The sequence below is a fragment of the Rhodococcus sp. 24CO genome, assembly GCF_050586165.1.
GTDB lineage: Bacteria > Actinomycetota > Actinomycetes > Mycobacteriales > Mycobacteriaceae > Rhodococcus_F.
Genome location: NZ_JAZFNF010000002.1, coordinates 215787 through 242457, shown reverse-complemented (window position 1 = coordinate 242457; position 26671 = coordinate 215787). Strand labels below are relative to the sequence as shown.

Annotated in this window: 24 protein-coding genes and 1 pseudogene; 12 read left to right on the top strand and 13 right to left on the bottom strand. The window is 61.5% G+C overall.

What is annotated here, in order from left to right:
* Window positions 1-187 precede the first annotated feature (187 nt).
* Window positions 188-535 (top strand): hypothetical protein, encoded by a 348-nt coding sequence (locus V2B23_RS05315; protein ID WP_430949391.1) that lies wholly within the window; start codon window positions 188-190, stop codon window positions 533-535.
* A 6-nt stretch (window positions 536-541) separates the two neighbouring features.
* Here V2B23_RS05315 and V2B23_RS05310 read toward each other — a convergent pair whose 3' ends face one another.
* The 5 genes from V2B23_RS05310 to V2B23_RS05290 all read right to left on the bottom strand — a co-directional run bounded on the left by V2B23_RS05310 (window position 542) and on the right by V2B23_RS05290 (window position 6591).
* Window positions 542-1753 (bottom strand): PucR family transcriptional regulator, encoded by a 1212-nt coding sequence (locus tag V2B23_RS05310; protein WP_430949390.1) that lies wholly within the window; start codon window positions 1751-1753, stop codon window positions 542-544.
* Window positions 1754-1779: 26 nt separating this feature from the next.
* A complete protein-coding gene (locus V2B23_RS05305) occupies window positions 1780-3333 on the bottom strand; it encodes an acetyl-CoA hydrolase/transferase family protein (RefSeq protein ID WP_430949389.1) in 1554 nt (517 codons plus the stop codon).
* An 82-nt stretch (window positions 3334-3415) separates the two neighbouring features.
* Window positions 3416-5059: an AMP-binding protein gene (locus tag V2B23_RS05300; protein WP_430949388.1), complete on the bottom strand. Its 1644-nt coding sequence runs from the start codon at window positions 5057-5059 to the stop codon at window positions 3416-3418.
* Between the two features lie 14 nt (window positions 5060-5073).
* Complete coding sequence (locus V2B23_RS05295) at window positions 5074-5952, bottom strand: crotonase/enoyl-CoA hydratase family protein (protein ID WP_430949387.1); 879 nt, start codon at window positions 5950-5952, stop codon at window positions 5074-5076.
* A 45-nt stretch (window positions 5953-5997) separates the two neighbouring features.
* Complete coding sequence (locus tag V2B23_RS05290) at window positions 5998-6591, bottom strand: TetR/AcrR family transcriptional regulator (protein ID WP_430949386.1); 594 nt, start codon at window positions 6589-6591, stop codon at window positions 5998-6000.
* A gap of 124 nt (window positions 6592-6715) precedes the next feature.
* Here V2B23_RS05290 and V2B23_RS05285 point away from each other — a divergent pair, with 124 nt between their 5' ends.
* Window positions 6716-7357: a nucleoside/nucleotide kinase family protein gene (locus tag V2B23_RS05285; protein ID WP_430949385.1), complete on the top strand. Its 642-nt coding sequence runs from the start codon at window positions 6716-6718 to the stop codon at window positions 7355-7357.
* Between the two features lie 179 nt (window positions 7358-7536).
* Here the strand turns inward: V2B23_RS05285 and V2B23_RS05280 are convergent, their stop codons facing one another.
* Window positions 7537-9171 carry a N,N-dimethylformamidase beta subunit family domain-containing protein gene (locus tag V2B23_RS05280; RefSeq protein WP_430949384.1) on the bottom strand — a complete coding sequence of 545 codons (1635 nt, stop codon included), beginning with the start codon at window positions 9169-9171 and terminating at the stop codon, window positions 7537-7539.
* A 257-nt stretch (window positions 9172-9428) separates the two neighbouring features.
* Between V2B23_RS05280 and V2B23_RS05275 the strand changes: the two genes are divergently transcribed.
* From V2B23_RS05275 to V2B23_RS05240, 8 genes are all read left to right on the top strand, one after another.
* Window positions 9429-10472, top strand: coding sequence for a LacI family DNA-binding transcriptional regulator (locus V2B23_RS05275; protein WP_430949383.1), 1044 nt, complete (start codon window positions 9429-9431; stop codon window positions 10470-10472).
* Between the two features lie 124 nt (window positions 10473-10596).
* On the top strand, window positions 10597-11430 hold the full coding sequence (locus V2B23_RS05270; RefSeq protein WP_430949382.1) for an alpha/beta hydrolase family protein: 834 nt from the start codon (window positions 10597-10599) through the stop codon (window positions 11428-11430).
* Window positions 11431-11766: 336 nt separating this feature from the next.
* Window positions 11767-12132 (top strand): antar domain protein, encoded by a 366-nt coding sequence (locus V2B23_RS05265; RefSeq protein ID WP_430949381.1) that lies wholly within the window; start codon window positions 11767-11769, stop codon window positions 12130-12132.
* Between the two features lie 160 nt (window positions 12133-12292).
* Window positions 12293-12844, top strand: coding sequence for an acyl-CoA thioesterase (locus tag V2B23_RS05260; RefSeq protein WP_430949380.1), 552 nt, complete (start codon window positions 12293-12295; stop codon window positions 12842-12844).
* A gap of 141 nt (window positions 12845-12985) precedes the next feature.
* Window positions 12986-13162 carry a hypothetical protein gene (locus tag V2B23_RS05255; protein ID WP_430949379.1) on the top strand — a complete coding sequence of 59 codons (177 nt, stop codon included), beginning with the start codon at window positions 12986-12988 and terminating at the stop codon, window positions 13160-13162.
* Between the two features lie 69 nt (window positions 13163-13231).
* Window positions 13232-13555: a DUF6292 family protein gene (locus tag V2B23_RS05250; RefSeq protein ID WP_430949378.1), complete on the top strand. Its 324-nt coding sequence runs from the start codon at window positions 13232-13234 to the stop codon at window positions 13553-13555.
* 80 nt (window positions 13556-13635) lie between these two features.
* Window positions 13636-15057: a DUF2252 domain-containing protein gene (locus V2B23_RS05245; protein ID WP_430949377.1), complete on the top strand. Its 1422-nt coding sequence runs from the start codon at window positions 13636-13638 to the stop codon at window positions 15055-15057.
* 60 nt (window positions 15058-15117) lie between these two features.
* Complete coding sequence (locus tag V2B23_RS05240; RefSeq protein ID WP_430949376.1) at window positions 15118-16128, top strand: threonine aldolase family protein; 1011 nt, start codon at window positions 15118-15120, stop codon at window positions 16126-16128.
* Between the two features lies 1 nt (window position 16129).
* On the opposite strand, the gene V2B23_RS05235 is transcribed toward V2B23_RS05240, so the two are convergent.
* Entirely contained in the window at window positions 16130-16984 is an 855-nt protein-coding gene (locus V2B23_RS05235; protein ID WP_430949375.1) for an LLM class flavin-dependent oxidoreductase, read from the bottom strand.
* Window positions 16981-17834: pseudogene (locus V2B23_RS05230) on the bottom strand (patatin-like phospholipase family protein). The gene V2B23_RS05235 and the pseudogene V2B23_RS05230 overlap by 4 nt, the downstream one beginning before the upstream one ends.
* A 63-nt stretch (window positions 17835-17897) precedes the next feature.
* On the opposite strand from V2B23_RS05230, the gene V2B23_RS05225 reads away from it, so the two are divergent.
* Entirely contained in the window at window positions 17898-19571 is a 1674-nt protein-coding gene (locus tag V2B23_RS05225) for a dihydroxyacetone kinase family protein (RefSeq protein ID WP_430949374.1), read from the top strand.
* A 96-nt stretch (window positions 19572-19667) separates the two neighbouring features.
* Window positions 19668-21290 (top strand): long-chain fatty acid--CoA ligase, encoded by a 1623-nt coding sequence (locus V2B23_RS05220; RefSeq protein ID WP_430949373.1) that lies wholly within the window; start codon window positions 19668-19670, stop codon window positions 21288-21290.
* A 57-nt stretch (window positions 21291-21347) separates the two neighbouring features.
* Here the strand turns inward: V2B23_RS05220 and V2B23_RS05215 are convergent, their stop codons facing one another.
* The 5 genes from V2B23_RS05215 to V2B23_RS05195 all read right to left on the bottom strand — a co-directional run bounded on the left by V2B23_RS05215 (window position 21348) and on the right by V2B23_RS05195 (window position 26661).
* Window positions 21348-21974 carry a TetR/AcrR family transcriptional regulator gene (locus tag V2B23_RS05215; protein ID WP_430949372.1) on the bottom strand — a complete coding sequence of 209 codons (627 nt, stop codon included), beginning with the start codon at window positions 21972-21974 and terminating at the stop codon, window positions 21348-21350.
* A gap of 13 nt (window positions 21975-21987) precedes the next feature.
* Window positions 21988-22749 carry a 3-hydroxyacyl-CoA dehydrogenase gene (locus V2B23_RS05210; protein ID WP_045065589.1) on the bottom strand — a complete coding sequence of 254 codons (762 nt, stop codon included), beginning with the start codon at window positions 22747-22749 and terminating at the stop codon, window positions 21988-21990.
* Window positions 22750-22778: 29 nt separating this feature from the next.
* On the bottom strand, window positions 22779-23972 hold the full coding sequence (locus V2B23_RS05205) for a thiolase family protein (protein WP_430949371.1): 1194 nt from the start codon (window positions 23970-23972) through the stop codon (window positions 22779-22781).
* A gap of 446 nt (window positions 23973-24418) precedes the next feature.
* Complete coding sequence (locus tag V2B23_RS05200) at window positions 24419-25585, bottom strand: sensor histidine kinase (protein WP_430949370.1); 1167 nt, start codon at window positions 25583-25585, stop codon at window positions 24419-24421.
* Between the two features lie 227 nt (window positions 25586-25812).
* Window positions 25813-26661, bottom strand: a complete 849-nt coding sequence (locus V2B23_RS05195; protein WP_430949369.1) for an SDR family oxidoreductase — start codon at window positions 26659-26661, stop codon at window positions 25813-25815.
* Window positions 26662-26671: the final 10 nt, after the last annotated feature.

Here is a 26671-nt window from a genome sequence, read left to right as displayed (position 1 = left end):
ACGATTACTTCGATTGCTTACTTCGATTACGACGGCAATTTCACCGTCTTCACCAGTTTTCCTTGCCGACTTCAAACCATCACGGTCTATTTATCGACGACTTTTCCCGTTGAAATTGCCGGATTACGGCAATGTTGGCTCAATTAGGCGGGTCGGCAATCCGTCCGAGTGTTCTAGCCTGGCAATCATGAGCACCTCGTTGTACTACTCCGCCGTTCGCCCCGAACCGTTGTCGGCCGACGAGAGGACGGAAATCGACCGTCTGATCGCCGTGCACAACGACGAGTTCCCCTTCGACGCCGAAGTCTTGGACTTGTACGACTCGGACATCCCGAACACGGTCCTGAACGGGTCCACCAAGATCTCGAACGACGAAACGGAAATCATCCCGTCACTCGTGTACTGGTTCAACGCACTGACTGAACTCAGGCGCGCCTTGCCCGGCGCGCAGTGGGATGTCTCGCTCGACGACACGCCCGTCGACTGGGACGACGAATCAGGTTATTCGCTGCCCGGGTTGCCCGACATCAGCTGAGAGCAATCAGGTGAGCGGGATTCGGGGCCAATCGAGAAGCCTGGCCCCGAGCACCGCGGCGTGCAGAGCAAAAGCATCGCCTGGATCATTCACGTTCTGGCCGGTGAGCTCACGAATGCGATCCAACCGGTAGGTCACCGCCCGCACCGACAGGTGCAGATCCCTGGCAGTCTTTGCCGTGTTCCCGCCTGCCGCGAAGTAGGCGAGCAGAGTGTCCACCATCGGCTCCGCTCCCCCACGCGCCTCGAGCAGCGGCGTGAGGAGCGTCTGAATCAGGTCGGTGACTGCCGGCCTGTCGTTGACCAGCACGCGATAAACCAACAGATCCCGCGCGTCGATCACCGGTGAGTCCAGTGACAACCGCTGCGCTAAATCGAGTGCGTCGAGCGCCTCGCGGTACGACGCCACCACACCGGCGGCTGTGGTGCGCGGTCGTCCGACCGCAATCTGCCAGGCCACGTCCATGGCGCGTCGTTGCAACTGAACGCGTCCGGCGCCATCGGTCCCGGATTCGAGAGCCACCCGAATTCCGCGAAGCACATGGTCGATTGCATCTCGATCCGGCGCCGCAAACACGATGACGAGTTTGCCGCTCTTGCTGGCGACCAGCGCGTCGGCGTCTCCTTTACTGCCGAGCACGGCCCGCTCGACAGCGCCGACCAGAGGATTGTCGTCGGTAAATTCGCGCGCAGCGGTCACGACGGCCACCGAATGCGGTCCCGACAAATGCAACCCGAAACTCGAAGCGCGAGCAAGCAATCCGACAACATCGGCGCCACCGGTCAACAAATCGTCCACGAATTCGCGTCGCGCGGATACTTGCGAACGCACGAGCGAGCGCTGCGCGAGCTGGAACCCCTCCGTCAATTCCGCGACGGCGTCGTCGACAGCCCGGAGCATCACCTCACCGGCTGCCACTACCGCGTTCGGATCCGATTGCGCTGCAATGACAGCGGGAAGTTCACGCCACAGACGCCAGGCAGACGAGAGGTACAGATCAAGCAACGCACGTAAAGCAACACCTTGCTCGGCCGCGTCCTCACCACGGCCGCGGAATCGGTGAAGTTGCCTCCGCTGCAGCGGTTTACCGTCACAGACGGCTGAACTGATCACATCGAGGAAATCGCCCAGCAGTTCGATCGGCAAGCCACCGGCGTCGTCCGCCCCCGCTTCTGCAACCCGTCGAAGCACATCTGCGGGTACACCGGTTCCGTTCACTCCCGCATTCTCTCACTGCGCGGGCATCAGGACAGATGCATCGAGCCCGTATCGATGTAGCGCTGATGGAACGAGAAAGCCTCGCCCAGGATGTGCGGAGTCTGACCCGCGCCCGGCTGTGCATCGGCGCGGGCGACATAGTCATGAAGCAGCGGACGGAATTCGGGGTGCGCACACTTGTCGATGATCAGGCGGGCGCGACGTCGCGGCGACAGGCCGCGCAGATCCGCCAGGCCTTGCTCCGTGACCAGCACCTGGGTGTCGTGTTCGGTGTGGTCGACGTGCGGCACCATCGGGACGATCGCCGAAATCGCGCCACCGCGGGCTGTCGACGGGCTCAGGAACATCGAGACGTAGCCGTTACGCGTGAAGTCGCCGGAACCGCCGATGCCATTCATGATCTTGGTGCCCATGACGTGGGTCGAGTTCACGTTGCCGTAGATGTCGGCCTCGAGCATGCCGTTCATCGCAATGATGCCGAGCCGACGGATCACCTCGGGATGGTTGCTGATCTCCTGCGGACGCAACGTGATGTGTTCGCGGTAGAAATCGACATTCGCGGTCAGTTCTTCGATGCCTTCCTCGGTCAGCGCCAAGGCCGTCGACGACGCGTGTGCGACGGTTCCGTCCTTGATGAGGCGAAGCATGCCGTCCTGGATGACTTCGGAGTAGCAGGTCAGGCCTTTGTACGATCCGCGGTCGAGTCCGCCGAGTACCGCGTTGGCGACGTTGCCGATGCCGGCTTGCAGTGGCAGCAGCGTATCGGCGGGCATGCGGCCCGAACGCACCTCGAAGTCGAAGAACTCCAGGACGTGACCGGCGATGGCCTCGCTGACGGCGTCGGGTGCAGTCAGTGGGCTCGCACTGTCGCGGCAGTTGGTCTCGACGACGGCAACTACCTTGGCGGGGTCGACCCGGAAGGTCGTCTGACCGATGCGGTCCTCGACGCGAATGATCTCGAGCGGCTTGCGGTGAGGCGGAAGGGCAGTGCCGTAGTACACGTCATGCATGCCTTCCATAGCCTCGGGCACCCACGAATTGACCTCGAGAATGACTCTGTCGGCAACATCGAGCCAAGTTTTGTTGTTACCGATCGACGCGGAGGGAATCAGCTCACCCGACGCGGTGATCCCGGCGACCTCGACAACTGCCACGTCGACCTTGCCGTAGTAGCCCTCCCAGACCTGCTGGGCAACGTGCGAGAGGTGGATGTCGACGTAGTCCATCCGGCCGTCGTTGATTCGCTTACGGGCCGTCGCCTCGGACTGATACGGCATGCGCAGTGCGATTCCGTCGACCTCGGCGAGTAGGCGCTCGGTCTCGGTGGAGACCGAAGCGCCGGTCAGGAGGTTGATCGTGAAGTTCGACCCCTCTCCGCGAGTGTGGTGAATCCGCTCGGCGAGGGCAGGAACGATGACCTTGGGGGTGCCGGCGCTGGCAAAACCGCTGATCGCGACGGTATCGCCGGGGTGAATGAACTTGACTGCTTCCGTCGCGGACATCACTTTCGAAGCAAAAGCTGTGCTGCGAATACGTCCGGAGGCTGCGGTGTGCCCGGGCTCACCCAATGAGGAAGTCACGCCACCAGGATAAACAGGGCACGTCGAAGCGACTTACGGGGATAACCCAGACAGAATCGCTCCGACGTGCTATGCGCTCAGATCAGCTGACGACACCGTAGGCGCCTTCGCCGACCAAACTCGCGATTCGATACTTCTGAATCTTGCCTGAGCCGGTCAGCGGAAAGGCCTCCGCACTGAACCACTCCTTGGGTGCCTTGTGGCGCGCGAGTCGTTCGTTGCAGAACTCGACCAGTTCGGCGGCAGTCGGTTGGTCGGACACGTCCTTCCACCGAACGACGGCAACCACCCGCTCACCCCACACCTCGTCGGGAACACCGACCACCGCGACATCAAGAATCTTCGGATGCGTGAAGATCACGGACTCGACCTCACGCGGATAGATGTTCTCGCCGCCGCGGATGATCATGTCCTTGAGCCTGCCGGTCACCCGGACGTATCCACGGTGATCCATCGTCCCCAAGTCGCCGGTGTGCAGCCAGCCGTCCTTGTCGACGGTGGCTGCCGAAGCCTCGCGCTTGCGGAAGTACTCGGTCATGACGAGGTACCCGCGAGCGCAGATCTCACCTTGCTCTCCGAGCGGCACGCTGCCCCCGGTCACGACGTCGGAAATCTTCACCTCGACCTGAGGCAACGCGAGACCGACCGTCTCAGACTTGTCTTCGGGGGTGTCGGCGGGGCTGGTCTGCGTGATCACGGGGCTCGCTTCGGTTTGTCCGTAGACGATGCTGAACCCCGCACCGAATGCCGACTCCACAGTGCTGACGAGTTCGGGCGGGACCGACGATCCACCGGACACAACCACCGAGCAGTTCGAGAAATCGCGGCTCGCGAAGCTGGCATCGTTGATCATCGCGATCAGCATCGTCGGGACTCCACTGACCACGTCGGCCCGAAAGCGTTCCGCCGCATCGAGAACCGCAGTCGGATCGAAATACTGGATCAGACCGACGGACATTCTTCGCTGCGCAGCACCGAGAACCAGGATGCCGCACCCCGCGGTGTGAAACAGCGGCATGGCCGAGACCACCGAACCCCGTTCGGGGAACTGGCCTCTGCGACTGACAAAATCGGCATTGTTGACCAGTCCTCGGTGATGCAGCAGCGCACCTTTGGGAACACCGGTGGTTCCCGACGTGTACTGAATCTGCGCATTGTCGTCAGGAGAGACCTCCGGCAGTGCGCCCCGCTCACCCGCCCAGCCTCGAACCTGACGATCCCAGTCCTCGAAGTTCACTGCCAGAACTTCTTCTCCCGCAATCGAAATCGCCTCGGATGCAACCGCTGCCATATCACCACCGCGAAACTTGCCGGTATGAAAGAGTCCGCGAGACTGCGACTGCGACAGGACATACGCCAATTCCTCCGCACCCAATGCCGGATTGGCGGTCACCAGAACCATTCCGGCAAGCGCCGCGCCGTATTGCAGAATCATCCACTCGGGAACGTTCGGAGCCCAGACGGTGATCCGGTCTCCACGATCGAACTGCGACAAGAGGTAGTGCGCGCACCCCTCAGCTTCCGCCAGAAGTTCGGCGAAGGTCCACGTGCGATCGGTTTCGGCGGCCCCGGACAGCGAATGAGATTGCGCCGGGACTACTTCTCTGATTGCAATCAGGTTCGGCGAGTCCGCGGCGCACTCTCGCAGCAGCCCGCCCACCGTTTGTTCCGCAATCGGGTCCGACACGTCGGCGGGGAAGTACGACGTTTCGAGAACACTGCTCATCTCACATCCACTTTCTATCGAGGAGGGGTATCGGATGCGGGGAGCGGCCCGCCTCCGTCTGGAATCTTGCGGCCGGAATCGCGGTACTGCACCGCGGCGTGAAATCCGTCGCGTTCGGCAAAATCCTTGAACCAGCGCCCTTCCGGAGAGTGACGCGTAATTCCGTCGAACAGGGTTGCCAGCACCTGGGTGCCCTGCAACCCCATGTTGTCGTACGCCTGATTGATCATCATCTTCTGCATCGCCAGTTGATTGAGCGGGACACCGGCGATGCGATCCGCCAAAGCCTCCACCGCAGCATCCAATTCGTCGGCGGGTACCGATTCGAGCGCCAATCCCCAATCGGCCGCGGTGACACCGTCAATAGTGTCTCCCGTCAACAACATTCGCTTGGCGCGTTGGGCGCCGAGGCGGTACACCCACATAGCCGTGGTCGGGCAACCCCACACGCGCGCAGGCGGGTATCCGATGCGGGCGTCGTCAGCCATGATCAGCATGTCGCAGGACAGCGCAATGTCGCTTCCGCCTGCGACTGCATACCCCTGAACTTTGCAGATGGTCGGCTTGAGCGATCGCCAGAGCGTGAAGAAGTCGTCTGTGTTCTGCTTCATGCCCCGAAAGTCCTTGATCGGGTCCCACACCGGGCCTTGATTCCACTTTCCGTCGAGATCTCCTTCGGCGAACTTCTTCAGGTCGTACCCGGCGCAAAACGCCTTGCCGGCGCCTTGCAGGATGATCACGCGAACGTCGTCGTCGTCATTGGCCGCCGCAACTGCATTTCGGATGTCCGACGGCATCCGATCGTCGATTGCGTTGAGCCGATCGGGGCGGTTCAGGGTGATGTACGCCTTACCACCAGAGGTCTCGTATTTCAGGGTCACAAAATCCGTCATCATCGGTCCTGTCGATCGAGCGCACCTCGAACGAAACGAGTTGCGCTAGTTCTGGGTGAGCAGCAGGCGAACGACGCCCGCCCATTGACTGATCGAACGACGCGCAGAGGCATCGCTCTTGTGCACTGCCCGGGACAACGCCAAACCACGGAGCATCAGCACGGTTAGATCTGCAATTTGCGAATAGTTCTCGGAAGCAACAATTTCGGGCCCGAATGCGTCGTCGACCACGCGTCGTAGATCCCGTCCGGCGTCGCGCTCCGACTCACGGAGAACCTCGGCCAACACCGGATCCGTCCGAGCCGCAGACCACAATTCGAGTTCTGCTTGAAACGGCGGACGGGTCAGGGCTGCATAGAGAGCGGAGATCGAGTTCTCGATCGTATCCACCGACGGATCCTGCCGAGACATCGCGACTCGCACCGCCGCCTCGTTCCGCACGACGATGTTCGACACCAACGCCGCAGTCAGCTGCTGCATGTTCGGAAAGTGGTGCAGGAGAGCGCCACGACTGACACCGGCGGCCGTTTGCACCGACTGCGTCGTCAACGACGAATATCCTTCTGCGATCAGTAAATCCGTTGCCGCATCAAGGATCCGGTGGCGTGTCGCTTCGCGCTGCACATCACGCAGGGTCACGGTCACACCTCCAACGCCTCGAGTGGCATGGCTCACAGTTTCACAGTCCATTTGGACTGTCAATAGGTTGCGACGCTCGGCGTACTCTCGTTTCACCAGACTCACAGACCGATGGGAGCAGCATGTGAGGACCTCACCGCCGACCGTCACGCTGACGCTCGATCAACTTGCCACACGCGCAGCGTCACTGATTCCCGACGGTGGCAGGCACATCCTCGGCATCACGGGGGCACCTGGAGCCGGGAAATCGACGGCATCACAGGCGATCGCACGGAAGCTGGGTTCGCGATGCGCCATAGTCGAGATGGATGGTTTTCATCTTGCCAACCGGGAACTCGACCGACTCGGCAGACGTGGGCAGAAGGGCGCTCCAGAGACTTTCGACGCCGACGGTTACGCGGCGCTTCTACACCGCCTCCGAACTTCGAATTCCACGGTCTACGCACCCGCCTTCAATCGCGACATCGACGAATCCATCGGCAGCGCAACCGCTGTCGAGCCTCGAACACCGTTGATCGTCACCGAGGGAAACTATCTCCTCCTGCCTAGCGCCAACTGGCGGGAAGTACGAGCGGCGATCGACACCGTCTGGTACCTCGAGGTTCCGGAGGCGACACGCACGGAACGCTTGGTGAAACGCCACAGCCGCTTCGGAAAGAGTTCCGAAGCGGCCGCAGACTGGGTGAGACGGGTGGATCAACCGAACGCCGACATGATCGCGGCAGCCAGGTCACGTGCGGATCTGATCGTGGAGATCCGCTGGTGACTGCCGAAATTCGGCAGCTTCCCGCACCCACCCGTCATCCAACTGAACGCCGAAGACTACGGTAGTTTGATTTAAAAACCCTGGTCAAGTCGATTTCATATCTCCATACATACGTATGCATGGATCCTTCTTTCGGCCATCACCTACCCGGCAAGAAACTCTAACGTTGATCGCCGCCGTCAGTTGGTCTCCGCAGTGAAGCTCGACAGTCGCGCAGCAAACAGATTCAGTACGTTTGCGGTTATTCGTTCGGTAAAAGGATCGCGGTGAATCAGTCCACTGACCCACTCGGTCGTTCCGGCATTGAAAACGGTTCCGAGACCGCGCTGATGTGTTGCCACCATTCCCGAACCGTATTCGAACTCGCGCAGATGCTCGGGGAGTTCTCTCCCATAAGCACTTTCGAAGATTCCCGGCACCTCGGTGAAGGGCGCACCGATCGGAACGGTGCCGTTCCAGTTGTCCCGTGGCCCCGATACTGCCGGAGCCATTGCGATGATTTCCAGATCCTCGGGTGCACCGTCGACACCAGTGGCGTAAGGCCGACCTTTCCTGAACGTGTAGTCCGCACCGTCCATCGCGAAGGCAGCAATACAGGCCGGCGCGATTCCGAAGTTGTCACCGTAATACAGGTCGGTTCCGTTCAATGCCCAATGATCCGGCCGGTATACGGTAAAGCCTCCGGATGACCTCGGAGTTGTTGCACCGTAACGGTTGTACACCCCCGCCATCGCGGTCAAACCCGTCGTCCACGCGCCCGGCCGGGCAATCTCGGGGGAATCCCATGCCGTGGTGACGCGGGTGGGATCCACTTCCCGCATGGGATCGTCGGAGGGGTTCTTGTAACAAATCTGCGCGTCACCTTCGATACGTACCTGCCACAGGAAGTTCCCGCCGAATCGCGCCAGGCCGCCTCCTCCTTCGACAAATGCGTCGAGACGATCACGCATTTCCCACGACCAGTACTCGTCGTGACCGACAACGACTGCACACGAATATCCTTGCAGCGCTGAGGGATCCTCATGTAGGTCGTGCTGGGTAAGGTGGTGCACGAGAAACGCTTGCTCCTCCGCCCACACCGTGAACGGGCGTTCGTACGTCGCCCAGAATGCGTCGGAGTGATGCCGCGAGTAACCGTTCAACCATGCCCACTCGTGCGACGGGTGGCGCGGAACCCATCCGATGCCCGGCGTATCAGTGTGAGTATTACGCGCGGCACCTTCAGGTTTGCGCAACATGCCTCGCGCGATGGGGCGCTGCGTCGACGAAATCGGTGTCGCAATGTCTCCGGAACCGTCCGGAACACCACGGTAATGGTTGGCGCCACCCCAGTCGTTATAGGCCAACATCGTGCTCGTGGTGTGGATGAGGACCATGTCCGCATGCTCGGGCTCACACACTTTGACGATGAAGAAACCCTCGCGTTCGACGACCACACCTTCGTGACGCATTCGAACCAGGATCAGATACATCCCGGAAGTCCAGTTCGGCGCGACGGTAAAGGCAACGGATTCCGTCCAATCGCACCCGACCGCATAGGCGTCGTCGGGCGTGGGCTGTTGTTTGCCTGGTAGACCGAGGTACTTGACGATGCTCTTCGGTCGTGCGCCGTCTCGCACCACCTCGAGATCGTATTCGTCGGCGGTGGTGTGTACTCGAACCGAGACGGTGTCGCCGGCAAAGTAGGAGAACTTGTCTGCGTACACCCAAATCTCAGGCGCTCCCGGAATCAATCCCGGCCGTTCGACCAAACCACCGGGGGCCGACCACGCCGCAGCAACGCCAGCGTGATGCGGACGGGTTTTCTCGATCATGGGGAACTCCGTGGATCATCGTATGAAGGCGCTGCTGGAACTAGGAATGGCGTGCCCGAGGTCGACCGAATTTCATTCGAAGTTATCCCGGTGTTCTACGAGAGTGCCGAATCGTTTCAGCATAGTCAAGAGCGCCGATGAAACGATTCGGCAAAATTGTCCCAACTAAACAATCGCCCACGAGGACGGGGCTTGCCGAAACGATTGGGCGTTACTCTTGAGTAGAAATCGCCCAGCAACTGAAGGACGCGACCCCGATGATCACGCCGAACGTTCCGACGCTTCGCGACGTCGCGGCTGCTGCGGGCGTCGCCGTTTCGACCGTTTCCTACGCACTCAACGGCAAGGGCAGAGTCGACTCGGCGACTCGCACACGCGTTCAAGAGGCCGCCGACCACTTGGGATACCGGGCCAATCGCTCGGCACAGAATCTTCGGGCAGGCAGAACTGCCACCCTCGGACTGATGCTCCCGGTACCGGACGAGTTGACCTCGGACGAATACCTCAACTTCGACCGGTACGGACGCATGGCAACCGCCGCCACTCAGGCCGCGTTCCAGGCCGATCACTCACTCTTGCTGCTGCCGTCGATGAAAGACCCGAACAGTCTTCGACGCATAGCAATGGACGGAGTGATCGTGGCCGATCCGATCGCTCAGGATCCCCGCGTCGATGTACTCGAGAAAATTCGAATGCCCTCTGTAGCAATTGGTCCCGGGCCTTCGGACCATTTCGGATACACCGTGTGTCCGGACCTGGTCGCGACCACCGAAGTGCTGCTGAACCATCTCACAGAACAGGGCGCAACTAATATCCTCGCCCTGGCGCCCGGCCCGGAATCCGACTGGACCCGCGCCACAACACAGGCCTATGCCGAGTGGTGCCGCGTCCGGGGCATACGGGCTCGGGTCAGCAATCCACGCAGTGCACAACCCGAACGCACTGTCGAGGAACTTGTCCACTCCGCATATTCGTCGGCCCACGATGCGTTGACGTCCGAGAACCCGCCCGACGCGATAGTCTCACTCATTCTCGGTTGCGCGGCGGCGGCGGCACGAGCTGCACTCGACCTAGGTCTGTCTATTCCCCGGGATATTCTCATTGCCCAGGACAGTGACGAACCGACCCTCACGATCTCGGATCCGCCGATCACGGCAATCGATCTTTGCCCCGAAGAACAAGCAGAAGTTGCCGTCGCGGTGTTGATTGACCTGATCAACGGCGATGAACCCAGCTCTCATGGTCACACCCGGAGCGAACTTCGCATCAGAGCCAGTACGGACCGAACCGTAGTCACCTGAAATTCACTTATCGTAGATAGACTCCTCTTTACGACAATCACCCCAGCGTGACGAGAGGAATCCGGCCATCGCGCACCGCTCCGCCAACCGGCTGCTTCGGTATATCGCGGTTGCGCTGGTCTGCTTGTTCACCCTCGTCATTTCCGTTTCCAGCGCGGCGGGCACTGACCGATCCGTAGACCCTGTCCGCGTTTCTTACGCCGCCGACACGGACACGTTCGGGGATTTGTATCTACCTCCCGGCGACGGCAATTCACTACCAGTGGTTGTCCTCATTCATGGTGGCGGATGGGCCCAGAAAAGCAACCTCGACTACGCGGGCGCGTGGGCGCGATCGTTGACGCCCTACGGAATTGCCGTGTGGAACATCGAGTATCGCCGTGTGGGTGGGCACGGCGGATGGCCGACCACACTCTCGGATACCGTCACGGCAACTAACGCTTTGGCCGACGCAGTGCAGGAGAAGGCTTCCGGAAGACTGGATTTGGGCCGCGTGCACGTAGCCGGCTACTCCGCGGGAGGCCAACTCGCCGCCTGGGCAGCGTCGCGACCTAGCCAAGGTATCGACGCACCCGAACCGGCTCTCGAGGTACCCATTCGTTCCGCCACGATCATGGCCGGCGTCTTCGACATGGAACTCGCGGCCACCGCTGGCAAGGATCGATTTGTTCGAAATCTTTTGGGCGGCATGCCGTCCGACTACCCGGATCGATACCGCATTGCCTCGCCGATCGAACATCTTCCCATCGGCATCCCGATCACTGCACTGCATGGGCAAGCTGACCGGGTGGTCTCGATCGAACAGAGCCGACGCTATGCCGACGCCGCCCGCGCTGCCGGTGACCGCGTCGACCTGATCGAACTTACTGGCGTCGGCCACGGCGAATTCACCAACACCGAATCCGCAGCGTGGGCTACCACCAAGCAAGCAATTATCGATCACGTAAACACGCCCTGAACAGGCGAAACCGCCTACTGTGAGCATGATCGCCCGGAAAAGGATTAGCTGAAACCGACTCCATGACGTACGGTGGGGTTATCAGAGGGCAGCCGTCAGTCAGGCAGCCGGTCGCTTCGCCCGGAACGACAGTTCCAATATTCGTTCCAGGGGCAAACTTCCAGTTCGGTGCAAATCCGCACCTTTGATCACTACGCACTTTCATCAGTCCCGCAGATTGTTGACCAGGCCGAAGGCTCCGACGGAGCCCGCCGCCAATCGCGTACCGACTGCACCAGTATCAACACGCGCTACACACCGCACGGGTCCAAAACTCGTGTGGTTCAAAGGAATACCTTGTACAACACCATGATTCATCCCGACAACACGACCAACGACACGAACAGTGTCACGACAAACGGTCTACGGATCCCGACCACTTCGGGCCGTCTCCGTGCACGCGGCATCGAAATCGTCTGCACGCTCTACCGCTGCACCACCGACGAGGCCGCCGACCTGCTGGTCCGGCATTCTCAGACCAACAACCTCAAGGTCACCAGCCTGATCAAGGCGCTTGTCGCCTTGATCGACGAAGACACGTCCGGCACAGGCTACGGCAGCAATAATGCACTGGCGTCTCACTTCTGGCTTCGCGAGATCAGGAATCTCAGCCAGGCCCATCGACGCAGCGATCACTTTCATCGCCATCTCGTCGGCGCCTGAGAGACAACCGACAAAAAACGACAGCTGGGGCAGTACACGGACATCGTGTACTGCCCCAGCTTCGTATTTAACTCCGATACCGCACTCCTCGTACGCGCGAGTAACCCTCTTTGCCGGATACGGTCTCTTCACCGTCCACCGACCCCAAGAGGCCCACTCGATGTCTGAATCGAACTCCCTGTCTGCATTGAAGCAAGCATCGCAGCACGCGGCAAAACAAACCCTGTCCATGACCGTCCTCATGACGCCGGACATGTCCAACTTCTCGGGCAACGTGCACGGCGGAACGATTCTGAAGTTCCTCGACCAGGTTGCATACGCGTGCGCGAGTCGATACGCCCAGACGTACGTCGTGACCCTGTCTGTGGATCGTGTCGTGTTCCGCGAACCGGTGCATGTCGGAGAACTCGTCACCTTCACCGCTTCCGTCAATTACACCGGGCGCACGTCGATGGAAATCGGAATACGAGTCGAAACCGAAGACATTCTTCTCGGAAAATCTCGACATACCAACAGTTGCTACTTCACGATGGTGGCAATGGGCAGCGACGGAAAACCAGCTGAGGTACCCCAACTCCGACCAACCGGAACAACTGCGAGGCAACGATTCGAGGCGGGGCGTAGGCGCCGTGAGCTTCGCAGAGAGAACGAACTTCGTGAACAGTCCATACGAGCCGCAGTTCGGGACCTAACGCCCGAACATGACGACTGAGCTTCTCACCAACCGTCACCAACCCCGTAGGTAACGGGTTCGCACTCATCGGCGACGCTGGTGAAGACGACAACACACGGGCTCGATTCACATCGGAACGTAAACGCTGCTTTGACTGAATACCGCAGTGCCAGAGCCGGTATGACGAGCCATGTCGACTACCTGAGCGGGTACGCGGGCAGCCGAAAGTTCACAGTGTTCGAACATCTGCTCCCGATTGATACCGGAGAGCACCACCTCTCCGCCCGATCGGTGGCGCGCGCAGCACGGAAACATCTCGGGCATCGCCTGCGTCGTAAATCTGTGGCCGGGACGTAACCTGCACGGCGTTTCTTCGGCAGCACCAATGGGGAACCCTCCGATCGCAACCGAGTCGGAGGAGCGAGCATGCGTGCACACATCGCCATTCCGAGCGAATCCACTTGTCAAAGGTACGTAATCGCGGTCGCCGCCTCCGCCTTTGCCGAATCGGTTATCTGGTTCGACGGGCCGGCGTTCGACGCGGTACTTGTGCTGGGCAACGAGATTCCGCAGCACAGCGGCCACCGAGCCGTACTCGCCTGGAACCACTACTTCGGGTGGGCGCTCGGTGTGGAAGACACGCCGGATGCGTCGTTCACCGTCGTCGAATGCCTCGGCATCGGGAGAATGCCGGATCCGGAACTGTGCGCCGACCGCGTCGTCGAGTTGATTGCCCAGGCGAGTAGTTAAGGAACTCGTCGCGCGGCGCTCAGTCCAGCGGGCATAAGATCGAGCGCGAGTTTCGCACGCCCGACGAAAGAGAGCCCGACATGGACCCGCTGAGCAGGCCTGCCGGTCAGTTGGCTCTCGAGAACGAACCAGACGCCAGGGCGACCCTGCGCGCGCGTCAAACCCCTCGCAGTGAGCGGCGCAAGATCGGAAAGAGTCTACGTAAACGAGTGGCACGGTCGTCACTTGGCGATTGGACGCCACCACCGAACCGACGTGACCCGGTCGATCAGGTCAACACTGCCCACGAGGGCAGACTCGACTGGTTGGTGCCGATTCGGGTGGGGCGCATGGTCGCTTCACCGTACGGATTCCTCCGCGGCACTGCCGGACTGATGGCCGAGGACATGGCGGCGCTCCCGGCCACCGGCATCACACCCGTCATCTGCGGTGACGCCCACGTCGGAAACTTCGGGTTCTACGGATCGCCGGAACGCGAACTTGTCATAGACCTCAACGATTTCGACGAAGCACATCCCGGTCCCTGGGAATGGGACCTGCGTAGGTTGGCTGCGAGCATCTGGGTGGCCGGTCGACAGAACGGCCTCACCGAATCTCAATGCGAAACAGCGACAACCTCGTGTGTGTCCGCGTATCGCCTCCACCTGGCAAAGCTGTCCGAGCGTCCACTGTTCGATCGTTCCTTCGACCGAGTCGATCTCGACGGGCTGACCGACCACGTCACCGATCCAGGCTTGCTCGCCGAGATCCAACGCGCAGCGGAACGCGCCAGGCGACGTACGAGCGATCACGCGGTTCCCCGATTCACCGTCGAGGATCACGGACGACGACAGCTACTCGAGAACCCGCCGCTCACAACACGACTCACCCCACAGGACACCGACTTTCTCTTGGAAGGTCTCGACGAGTATCTCGAAACCCTTGCACCGCACTGGCGTCGAGTGGTCTCGGGATACAACGTGATCGACGTGGCACACCGGGTCGTCGGAGTTGGAAGCGTCGCACTGCGAGCCTATGTCGCCCTGTGCGAAGGGAGCATCCCCGACGACGTCATATTCCTGCAGCTCAAACAGGCTCGCCGATCCGTTGTTGCGCCGTTCGTGCACGGCGACTCGGCCTGGCACGATCACCAAGGACGACGTGTCGCGGAATACCAGCAGGCTCTCCAGACGGTCAGCGATCCACTGCTCGGTTGGTGCACCGTCGACGACCGTCAGTACTACGTCCGTCAGTTCCGGAACATGAAAGGTTCGGTGGATCTGAACAATATCGATGCTGCGGCGCTGACCGACTACGTCGCGATCTGCGGCCGACTGCTCGCGAAGGGTCACGCGCGCACCAGTGGCGCGTCATTGATTTCCGGTTATCTGGGAACTTCGGACGTGGTGGACACCGCCCTCACTCGGTTCGCTCGGCTCTACGCCGATCAGACCGAACGCGACCACGATGCCCTGTGCCGAGCGGTATCCGCCGGCACGATCGCCGCGGAGCCGGGAATCTGATCCCTCACGTCCGACTCACTGCAGTTTGACGCCGGATCACGCGACTTGATCGAATGAGTCATGACTTCGTCGTACATCGACCTACGCTCGGACACCGTCACCAAACCTGACGCGGAGATGCGCAAGGCCATGGCCGACGCAGAGGTCGGTGACGACGTCCTCGATCACGACCCGACCATGGCAGCACTCGAGGAAGAGGTCGCACATACTCTGGGCTTTCCGGCCGCCTTGTGGGTACCGAGTGGATCGATGGGCAACCTGATTGCGCTGATGTTGCACCTCCGCCGGGGTGATCAGTTCCTGGCGCCGGAGCACTCCCACGTCCTGGGTTCCGAGTTGGGCACTGCCGCCTGGCTCGCCCAGGGGATGCCAATGGCGCTGCCGCACGACGGCGGACCCGGACGGCCCAGCCCCGAGACAGTTCTGAAGGCCGCAGGCTCCCCCGGTCCGTATTTCACGTTGAACACCACGCTGCTCTGCCTCGAGAACACCCACAACTTCGCCGGTGGCGCCGTCATGAATCCGGCCGAATGGGCGGCGCTGGTCGAGGCAGCCCGTTCGCGCGGCCTGAACATTCACCTCGACGGTGCCCGTCTCTGGAATGCGGCTGCTGCACTGGATGTTTCACCTGCCGAGCTGACTACCGGCGCCGATACCGTGCAGGTGTGCCTGAGCAAGGGACTCGGCGCGCCGGTCGGGTCGATACTGGCCGCGTCACCCGAACTGATCACCGAAGCCCGAAGGATTCGCAAGATGCTCGGTGGCGGCGTTCGTCAGGGCGGCGTGCTTGCCGCGGCCGGCATCGTGGCCTTGCGCTCGCAGGCCCGACTGTCCGACGATCACGACAATGCGCAGCGCCTAGCGTCGGGGCTTCGTGAGCGCGGTTGGGCTGTCGACGAACCCGCCACCAACATCGTTCTCGCCGCCACAGCCGATCCGTCGGCCACCGTTGCTCAGCTGGCCGCTGCCGACGTCGGTGCCGTCACCGTCGCCGGGAAGGTTCGGTTCGTGACGCACCGAGACGTGAGCACTGCCGACATCGACACGGTCCTGGCCAGAGTGACCTTCTGACCTATACCAACAGCGGTTGAACCTCCTGCGCGACAAGACGAATGAACTCCCGAACATCTGGCTCGTCAACAGTGGGTTGAAGTACGACGGTGGTTGCGCCCGCGTCCGCCCACCGCCGTGCAGCTGCCGCGACGTCGGCGGCTGTACCCACGGCAATCGCATCCTCCGGCGACTCGCTACCGGACGCTGCGGCCTCGGCCAACGCGCGCTCACGACCGCCCGAACCGAAGGCACAGAGGACGTAGACGACCACATCGTGATCCTGCGCTCCGATGTGATCGATCGCCCGGCGCACGCCGTCCGGCGTCGTCCCTCCCGACAACACCGTGCCCTGCGCCAACTCGCCACTGAGCGCCAAAGTCTTTGGCCCCGTGGCTCCGACGAGTAGCTCCGGCATCTTCTCCGGCGGCCACGCCAGCGTCACGTCGTCGAGATTCACGTACCTACCGGACACCGTCACCGACTCACCACGCAGTAGCCGCTCGACTGCACCGAACTGCTCACGCAGGAGTGTCAACGGCGATTCGACCTTGGCGCCGATCTGCCGCATCCAGCTCTGAACACCGTGGCCGAAGCCCACCCGTAGTCGACCCGGATGAATTCTGGCCAGCGCCGAAATCTCCATCGCCGTGATCGCGGTGTTGCGCATCGGCGTCGGCAGCACACCGATCGCCACTCCCAGCCGCGAAGTTGCGGCCAATACAGTTGCAGCAGTGGCTATTCCTCCACCGAAGAAGCAGTCCTCCCACAGCCAGACCTCGTAGATACCGACTTCGTCGGCACACCTGGCAAGCTGGATCAGATCCTCCGGGGGCAGCTCCGGACGCAGAACCACGGCAATCCGAGCCCCACTCATGCCGTCACCAGAAACGCGGCGATCTCGTCGGCTGTTCGACGGCCCTGTTCTCGGCCGAGTTCAGCTGCCGGGCGCCTGGTTGTCGGCGAGAGGGAGTTGGTTCCGATCGCTTCCACGACGGCATCGTCGGCGAAGATCGGCAGTACCCGCGACTGCGTCATCGCGTCGATTTCTCTCGTAGGCTGCCGCCCAGCAGATTCGGGGCGGGATCAGCGGCGGGTGAAAGAACCACGACCACATCGCAGTCCGCGGCCAAATGAACATTCGATCCGCTCGCCATTCCGCCGTCCATGTACCGGTGCCCGTCGATCATGACCGTCGGCCACACACCGGGGACGGCGCAACTCGCTCCGACTGCGTCGATCAGGTCTACGCCGGCCGAACTGCCGAAGACCCTCGATTCACCGGTCTCCGCGTCGATCACCGGGATGCGCAACTCCCGGTCGGGCCACAACCGATTGGGCAGCCTTGCCTCGATGACCGCACGACGCACGCCCGGTTCGACGGTGTCCGCACTCATCGCGGCCTCTCCGAGTAGACGTAGTTGTTCGGACCGATCCTCGGAACCTGCGATCGCATCGACGAACATCTGTCCGAGGACCTCGACATCGACCTTCGGATCGATCTCAGCGGTCGCATCCGCTGTTTGTGCGTCGAAAAGCTCCTGCAGTGTCGCGCCGCCCGCAATCTGAGCAGTCACGGTGGAACCTGCAGAAGTGCCGATCAACACGTCCGCCGCCAGCAGCGCTGCGGCAGCGTCCGCCGACTTGTCCTGAACGCCCAGCAGAAAACCGGTTTCCCAGGCGATTCCCGCAACGCCGCCACCGGCAAGTACCAACCCCAATTTCATGCCGTCCACCTCTCGTCGATCACGATCCGTGCCCGAACTCGACGTTAGACCTACTCTGAAGTGATGTTCATGCGCAGCGCAAAGACATTTGTTCCCGACGCACTCCGCGGGTTGATTGCATCCACTGACGACATCGCGTGGAATCCCGACCCCGGATATCTCACTCGCGCGGTGCCACTTCCCCACGGACAGGTAGCGCTCGTCTCCGGCGGCGGTTCCGGTCACGAACCCATGCACGCTGGATTCATCGGCGCAGGCATGCTCACCGCGGTCTGCCCCGGCTTGGTTTTCACCTCACCCAACGCACTGCAAATTCACGAGGCCTCCAAAGCCGTCGACGCCGGCGGCGGTGTCCTCCACATCGTGAAGAACTACACCGGCGACGTCCTGAACTTCGGTATCGCACGAGAATTACTGCGGGAAGACAACATCGATGCCGATGTCGTCCTCGTCGAGGACGACGTGGCAACCGAACGAGCTGACGGCGACGGACCCGGGCGCCGCGGTACGGCAGCCACCGTCGTCGTGGAGAAAGTATGCGGTGCCGCGGCCGAGCGCGGCGAGTCTTTGGCAGAGGTTGTCCGGATCGGTCGCCTTGTCTCCCAATCGGCACGCAGCATGGCCGTCGCGCTGGCGCCGTGCACGCTCCCTGGCTCAACGGAACCTTCATTCGATCTACCCGCTGGCCAGATGGAACTGGGCATCGGCATCCACGGCGAGCGAGGACGCGAGCGTATCGACGCGTTGCCTGCTCCCGAACTGGTGCGTCGCCTGACCGATCCGATCATCGACTCACTCGACCTGGCCGATGGAGATCGTGTCATCGCGCTGGTCAACGGATTGGGTGCAACGCATCCCCTGGAACTGCAGTTGCTGTTCGCCGAACTCGGAGAATATCTAGGCGAGAAGGGAATTCAGATCGAACGCCCCCTCGTCGGAACATTTGTGACGGCGATGAACATGGCAGGAGCATCCATCACCTTGGTACGCGTCGACGATCAGATCCTCGAACTGTGGGACGCCCCGAGCGCCGCGCCGGCCTGGCCGAATTCGCCGGCACGAAGTTCCTCGGCGGTGGGTCCGCGGGAATCCTTCGGCCCTTCGTACACGGCGCCGCCGACACCAACTTCCGACGGAAACATCGGAGCCTGGGTAGCCGATTGGGCGCAGAAGGTCCTCGACGAGGAACCTGCCCTCACCGATCTCGATCGTCGGGCGGGTGACGGCGATTTCGGTACCAACATGGTGGCCGCACTGGAACAGTTGGATTTGACCGAGATGCGGAATACCTATTCCGCACCAACAACATTCGATGCCATCTCGCAAGCCTATCTCGGCCATGCGGGTGGAACGTCCGGAGCGCTGTTCGGCATCTGGTTCCGGCATTTCTTCCGAGTAGCCCGAGAGGGCGAACTGGATCTCGCGACCATTGCCGCAGCGGCACGCGCAGGTCTGGACAACATCACTGCTCTCGGGGGAGCACGCCCCGGAGACAAGACGATGGTGGATGCGATAACCCCCGCCGTGGAAGCACTCGAGGAAGGGGTTCGGCTCGAGGCCACCCGCGCGGACGTGTTGCGACGAACCTCCGACGCCGCCCGCACTGGAGCCGAGTCGACGGAAGTCATGGTGGCCAGCCGGGGCCGCGCGAGCTATGTCGGCGAGGCTGCCCGCGGTGTCGTCGACCCGGGCGCACTCGTTATCGCATGGTTCTTCGAGTGTGCAGTGGGTCACTAACACGGTGCCCCGGCGATATGACTAGCCTGGCATCACACACCCTCGACTGCGACCGGTCTGGAAAGCACAGGATCGCATGACAACCAGGAGTAGCCCATGCTGAGCACGATGCAAGACGCCCCACTCTCCATTGCTCAAATCCTGCGGCACGGAGCCTCCGTACACGGTGACGCCGAAGTTGTTACCTGGACCGAAAGTGGTCCGCGTCGTACGTCGTATGCCGAGGTGGGACGTCGCTGCGCTCAGCTGGCTCACGCACTGCGCGGACTGGGCGTCGACGGGGATCAGCGAGTGGCCACGTTCATGTGGAACAACTCGGAGCACCTCGAGGCATACCTCGGCATCCCCGCAATGGGCGCTGTCCTGCACACCCTCAACATCCGGTTGTTCCCCGAGCAGCTGATCCACGTTGCCAATCATGCCGAGGATCACGTGATCATCGTGGATCCGTCACTGATCCCGTTGCTCGCACCCCAATTGCCTTCGCTCACGACGGTCAAGCACATCATCGTGACGGGCTCTTCCGCCGCCGGCCTCGAAGCGCCCGCGGGCGTTGAGGTACACACGTACGAAGGTCTGATCGCGGAGCAGCCGACAGAGTTCGACTGGCCCGAACTGGACGAGCGCAGCGCCGCCGCGATGTGTTACACCTCCGGCACCACAGGAGACCCCAAAGGTGTTGTGTATTCCCATCGTTCGATCTACCTGCACTCGATGCAGGTCTGCATGAGCGACGGACCCAACCTCAAGCAGGGTGACCGCGCACTTGCCGTCGTTCCACAGTTCCATGCGATGTCGTGGGGACTTCCCTACGCCGCGTTCATGATCGGCGCTTCGCTGATCATGCCCGATCGCTTCCTGCAGCCGGCACCGTTGGCTGCGATCATCGCCAGCGAGAAGCCGACCTTCGCCGCCGCGGTCCCCACGATCTGGCAGGGCCTGCACCTCTACCTCGAACAGAATCCCCAGGACATCTCGTCTATGCGAGAGGTTCTGATCGGCGGCTCTGCAGTTCCGCCGGCACTGATGCACGCCTTCGAAAACGACCACAACGTGAGCGTCCTGCACGCGTGGGGGATGACGGAAACGTCGCCGCTCGGCTCCGTAGCTCGCCCACCGCTCGGTGTCGCCGGCGACGAGATGTGGAAGTACCGTTACTCGCAGGGCCGCTTCCCCGCATCCGTCGAAGCACGCCTCATCGATGATGACGGCAAAACTGTTGCCCACGACGGCGTTTCAGTTGGCGAGCTCGAAGTGCGCGGCCCGTGGATCGCGGCGTCGTATTACGGCGTCGACGCAGCAGACAAGTTCAACGACGGCTGGCTCAAGACCGGGGACGTCGGATCCATCACGGCAGACGGTTTCCTCAGCCTCTCGGACCGTTCCAAGGACATCATCAAGTCGGGCGGTGAGTGGATTTCGTCGGTCGACCTCGAGAACGCAGTAATGGGTCATCCCGATGTCACCGAAGCAGCTGTGATCGGTATTCCCGACGAGAAGTGGGATGAGCGACCGCTGGTGGCGGTAGTCCTGCGTGCGGATTCGGCAACAACGATGGCCGAACTGCAAGAGTTCCTCTCGGACAAGATCGCAAAGTGGCAGCTTCCCGAGAACTGGGCTGTGGTGCAGGAAGTTCCGAAGACGAGTGTCGGCAAGTTCGACAAGAAGCGTCTGCGGGCCGACTACCATGACGGCGGCCTCAACGTCACGCGTCTCTGATTCAGGGTAAATACCGAAAGGCGGGCAACAGGTCTTAAACCTGTTGCCCGCCTTCGTTTACGGTCGATACCCGACTGTATGGAACGCGATGTCGACGTACTTCTCTGCCAATTGGGACGGTGACATCGGACCACCCGTCTGGAACCAACGTGGTAAAGACTGAGCCATTCCGAGTATGGCCCGGACCGTCTCCTCGGTATCGGTGACCGAGAAATCTCCTGACGCCACACCGTCGCCGACAATCCTGCGCATCAGCAACTCGAGCCGTTTTCGACTGGCCGCATATCGGCTTCGGCTTTCCGGGGAGACATGCCGGATCTCGGTATCCAGCGCGGCGTGATGCGCCCGGTGGGTCATGTACAGCACGATCGCCTCGACCACCAACGCAAAACGCTCCACCGGGTTTTCGCCGGCTTCTGCCTCTGCCGCTTCGGTTCTGGTATTCAGTTCGCTCATCGATACGTCGAACAGTGCAACCAGAACGGCTTCTTTGTTCGCGTGGTGATAGTAGAGCGCGGGAACGGTTACCCCGACACGGTTGGCAATCTGCCGCACTGTTGTGCCGTGGTAACCGTTCTCGTCGAACAGTTCCAGCGAAGCCGTCAGGATCTCACTCATCATCAGCGGCGGGAAGGACCTCCAGTCCGCTGCCACCGAATCCACGTTCATCGCTTCGCCAGTCATGTAACGCCCGAAATTACCGCGGTGCCATACGGATTGCGCCGTCGAGGCGGATCGTCTCACCGTTGAGCATGGGGTTGGAGACGATGTGCGCTGCGAGTGCGCCGTACTCGCTGGGGTCACCCAGGCGGGAGGGGTGCGGCACCTGAGTGCCGAGCGACGCCTGAGCCTCTTCCGGCAGGCTGGCGAGGAGCGGTGTCTTGAACAGGCCCGGAGCGATGGTGTTGACGCGAATGAGCAGCGACGCGAGGTCGCGGGCGATGGGGAGCGTCATACCGACAACGCCGCCCTTGGATGCGGAGTAGGCAGCCTGGCCGATCTGTCCGTCGTATGCTGCGACCGAGGCGGTGTTGATGATGACACCCCGCTCGCCGTCGATGGGTTCGGTCTTCGAAATGCGCTCTGCAGCAAGGCGAAGCACGTTGAATGTGCCGATCAGGTTGACATCGACGACCTTCTTGAACGCGTCGAGGGGGAATGCGCCCTTCTTGCTGACTGTCTTGATGGCGTTGCCGATTCCGGCGCAGTTGACCGTGACGCGGATCGGTCCGAGGGTCTCCGCGAGATCGAGAGCGGCCGACACAGCTGCCTCGTCCGTGACGTCGGCGGCAGCAAAGCGAACGCGGTCGCCGAGTTCCTTGGCGATGGCCTCACCGTTGGAGGACGGTAGGTCGATGATGACGACGCTGGCGCCGTCGGCGAGTAGAGCTTTGGCGGTGGCCAGGCCGAGTCCGGAGGCTCCACCGGTGACGACGGCTACACTGTCGTTGACGATCATGTGAAATTCCTTTCGAAAGATGTTGTGTGTCAGATGCGTTCGATGATGGTGGCGTTTGCCATACCAGCACCTTCGCACATGGTCTGCAGGCCGTAGCGTCCGCCGGTGGCCTCGAGGTGGTTGACCATCGTCGTCAGCAAACGCGTGCCCGAGGATCCGAGTGCGTGGCCGAGCGAGATGGCTCCGCCCCACGGGTTGAGCTTGGCCGGGTCGGCACCGAATTCGTGTGCCCACGCGAGCGGCACCGGCGCGAATGCTTCGTTGACCTCGTAGGTGTCGATGTCGTCGATGCTCAGTCCTGCGCGAGCAAGGACCTTGTGGGTGGCCGGGATCGGTGCGGTGAGCATGAAGACCGGGTCGTCGCCCATCACGGAGAACGAGTGGAAACGGGCGCGAGGCGTCAGACCCAGCTTGGAGGCCATCTCTTCGCTCATGATCAGAGCAGCCGAAGCGCCGTCGGTGAGCGGTGAGGAGTTGCCGGGAGTGATCGACCACTGTGCTTCCGGGAAACGAGCTGCGTACTTCTCGGAGTAGAACGACGGCTTCAGACCAGCCAGGCCTTCGGCTGTGGTCGTGGCGCGCACGGTCTCGTCGACGGTGTGCGTAACAGTTTCTCCGGCGGCATTGGTCACCGAGATCGGCACGATCTCCTTGTCGAACAGTCCCTGCGCCGCAGCAGCCGCAGCGCGCTGATGGGACTGTGCGGAGAACGCGTCGAGCGTGTCGCGGTCGAACTTCCACTTGGCCGCAATCAGTTCAGCCGAAATGCCTTGGTTGACCAGGCCTTCGGGGTAGCGAGCGGCGATACCGGGACCGGATGCGTCCTTGCCCATCGTGGTGAACCCCATGGGTACGCGGCTCATGGATTCGACACCGGCAGCGATCACGATGTCGTACGCCCCGGCGATAACGCCCTGAGCGGCAAAGTGTGCTGCCTGCTGGCTCGATCCACACTGGCGGTCGATCGTGGTGGCCGGCACGGATTCGGGGAAACCGGCCGAGAGCACGGCGGTGCGGGTGATGTTCAATGCCTGCTCGCCGGCCTGGCCGACACAACCACCGATGACGTCGTCCACCAGCGCCGGATCGATGCCATTGCGCTCGACGATCGACCGAAGCACGTGGGCCAACAGTTCGACGGGATGTGTCCCGGACAGTGCCCCGCCCGGCTTGCCCTTGCCGGATGCGATCCGGACTACATCGACAATCACTGCCTTGGTCATCTTCTTCGTTCCCTTCGAGGACGTGCATTTGAGACGGTCCGGCACCCAAGACACATGCATCAGGCACCGGACCGAGATCGTGTTGCACAAAGCCAACCACTGACTTAGCGCTCGTTAAATAGCTACCATGTCGGACGTGCCAGCGTCAATGGTGACCACTGGGATCGATACCGGGTGGGCATGGGACAGAGAGCCGCCCTGCGACGGAATCAGGACACTACGTTCGACCATCAGGAATCTCACCGACGATTCCATCCGGGAAAGGTGGCCTCGTGCACGGCGCAAGCGGGCAAGCACTGTTCTGGATTCGCGCATATGAAGTGCTCGGGCACCCAGACGATCTCGCACACGCCGAAGATGCACTCGAGCACGACATCTCGCCTGTCGTACATCTCCGGCGGATCCACCGAGACTACGGCCGGACACGCGAGCACATTGGGAGGTAACTATCCGATGATCTGGCCGGCAGTGGGAATGACCGCCTTTACAGTCCAACCGTTGTCATTGGGTCCGGCAAGAAGGGTTCCGCCCAGAAGGGTGACGCGTTCACGCATCCCCGAAATTCCCAGACTCTGACCGTCTGTCGCGGGTGTTCCTCTGTCGGCAATGTTGGTGACGTCCACGCTGATCGAATCGCGCTCACGTCGCACAGTCACTGTTGCGGAACTTTCCGGCGCGTGGCGAAGAATATTCGACAATGCTTCTTGCACAACACGGTAGGACGACAGTTGCACAGCGCTGTCGAGTTCGGTGAAACTATCCTCCAGATCGAGTTGCAAGGACGGAATGGACGCTCGACATCCCTCCACAAGTTCCGGGATATCGGCGATCATCGGTTGGGGGTACTTGGGATCGGCCTCGCCCAACCGCAGAATCCCCACAGTTTGACGCAAACTGTTCAGTGCGCGATCACCATGGTCGATCACCCCGCCGAGCAGGGCCTTCGCCTGAACCGGGTTGGATGAAAACAATTTGTCCGCCGACCTCGCTTGGATGAGCAGACCAGTGAGGTGATGAGCGGCGACGTCGTGCAGTTCGCGCGCCATATTCTGCCGTTCCTCTGTAATCGCGTCACTAATTCGTGCGTCGCTGTTCAACTGCATTTGCTCGATGGCTGCGGCACTGGCGGATGATTGAGCCCGATATCTCTGCACAACTTTCCCGACAACGATCATGATCGCGTAGCTGGTCATGATATTCACAGCGGGTGCGAACAAGAACTCTGGCAAATCCCCAGCCGGAACCTGAGCAAGCGTCACGCTTTCACCAGCGTCACCCGGTCGAAATCTGGTCGTCATCCACAGATCAGCGAGCATTCCGGTAATCGTCAGTAGCACCAAGCGACTTCCGGTAGTTCTCCCAGCCATGACAATGATCGCAAACCAATACAGCGGAGTGGTCGCTGCAACTCGATCCTCGAACAGCAGGGCCAAAGCGACGGTGCCGACGAGAGTCAGAAGATACATCCACACCGGATGGCTCCGACGGAAACAAGCGACCACTGTCAAGGCAGTCAGAATGAGCACTGTCGTGATGAGAACAACCGGGTCGCCCGCGGCCGGCTCTCCCGAATAGTCACTACCTCGCGCCACCGACCAGGTTGCAACGAACATCCACACGAGGCTGAGAATTCCGGCAGTGACCGCCAGGACGGCTGGGTTCCGCGATAGAATTTCGCGAGCACGCAGCGGAATCTTCCTGACCCGCGCCGGTTTTCGGCGAATGTCTGCCACTGGTTGTTCCCCTACTTCATTTCTCGATCAAGGTTTGCGCGCATTCGCCGTCTTCAAAGTACGCCATGCCCTCATTTATTTTCGCGATACTTTGACAGCCAGTACTTTCAGATTCCCGAACGTCGAACGAAAGCATCTGTCGCAGAAGGTGATATAGCACCAATGGCCCTGAGCAGGCCGGCGTAGCGTGGATACAACTCGATCGGACGCGTTTCGATCGCCCGCAGGATCCACGACGCTGCCTGCTCCGCGGTCAATGCCGGTTGGTTGACGTAATCGGCGGTGGGCGCAATCATCGGCGTCCGAATCAGTGGAAATTGCACGGTACTGACGTCGACCCCCGTGCCGTGACACTCGGCGCCGAGACTACGACCGAAGGCACTGAGCGCAGACTTCGACGCGTGATAGGCACTGAACCTTGGCATCACTCCGGCGCTCACACCCCACGTCCCGACATTGACGATGTGTCCGGAATCGGCCTCGAGCATTGACGGCAAGAGTCGAAGCGTCAGCCGCGCCGGACCGAAGTAGTTGAGCGCCATCGTGCGCTCGTAATCGTGGAATCGTTCTACGGAATCGGCGGCACTGCGGCGGATGGAGCGGCCCGCGTTGTTGATCAGAACATCGACGGTCCCGAACTGGTCGGCTATCGCGTCGGCAAGTTCGTCGACGCTTTCACCGTTCGAGAGATCCGCGGGTAGAACGTGGGCCCATCCTCCCTCTCGGTGGATGTCGTCACGCACGCGCTCGAGTTCGTCACTGCCTCTGGCGACCAGGATCATCTCGGCGCCGCGCGCGGCCAACGTGTGCGCGGTTGCCTCCCCGATGCCGGACGACGCCCCGGTCAGCACGATGGTTTTGTCCGAAAGGTCGACGCGGGGGCGCGAAAGCAGCGAACGAAGCCTCGTAGGCGGATTCAACACGAAATTGCCCACCAGCCTGCTGATCATCGTCATCGCCTGTCCT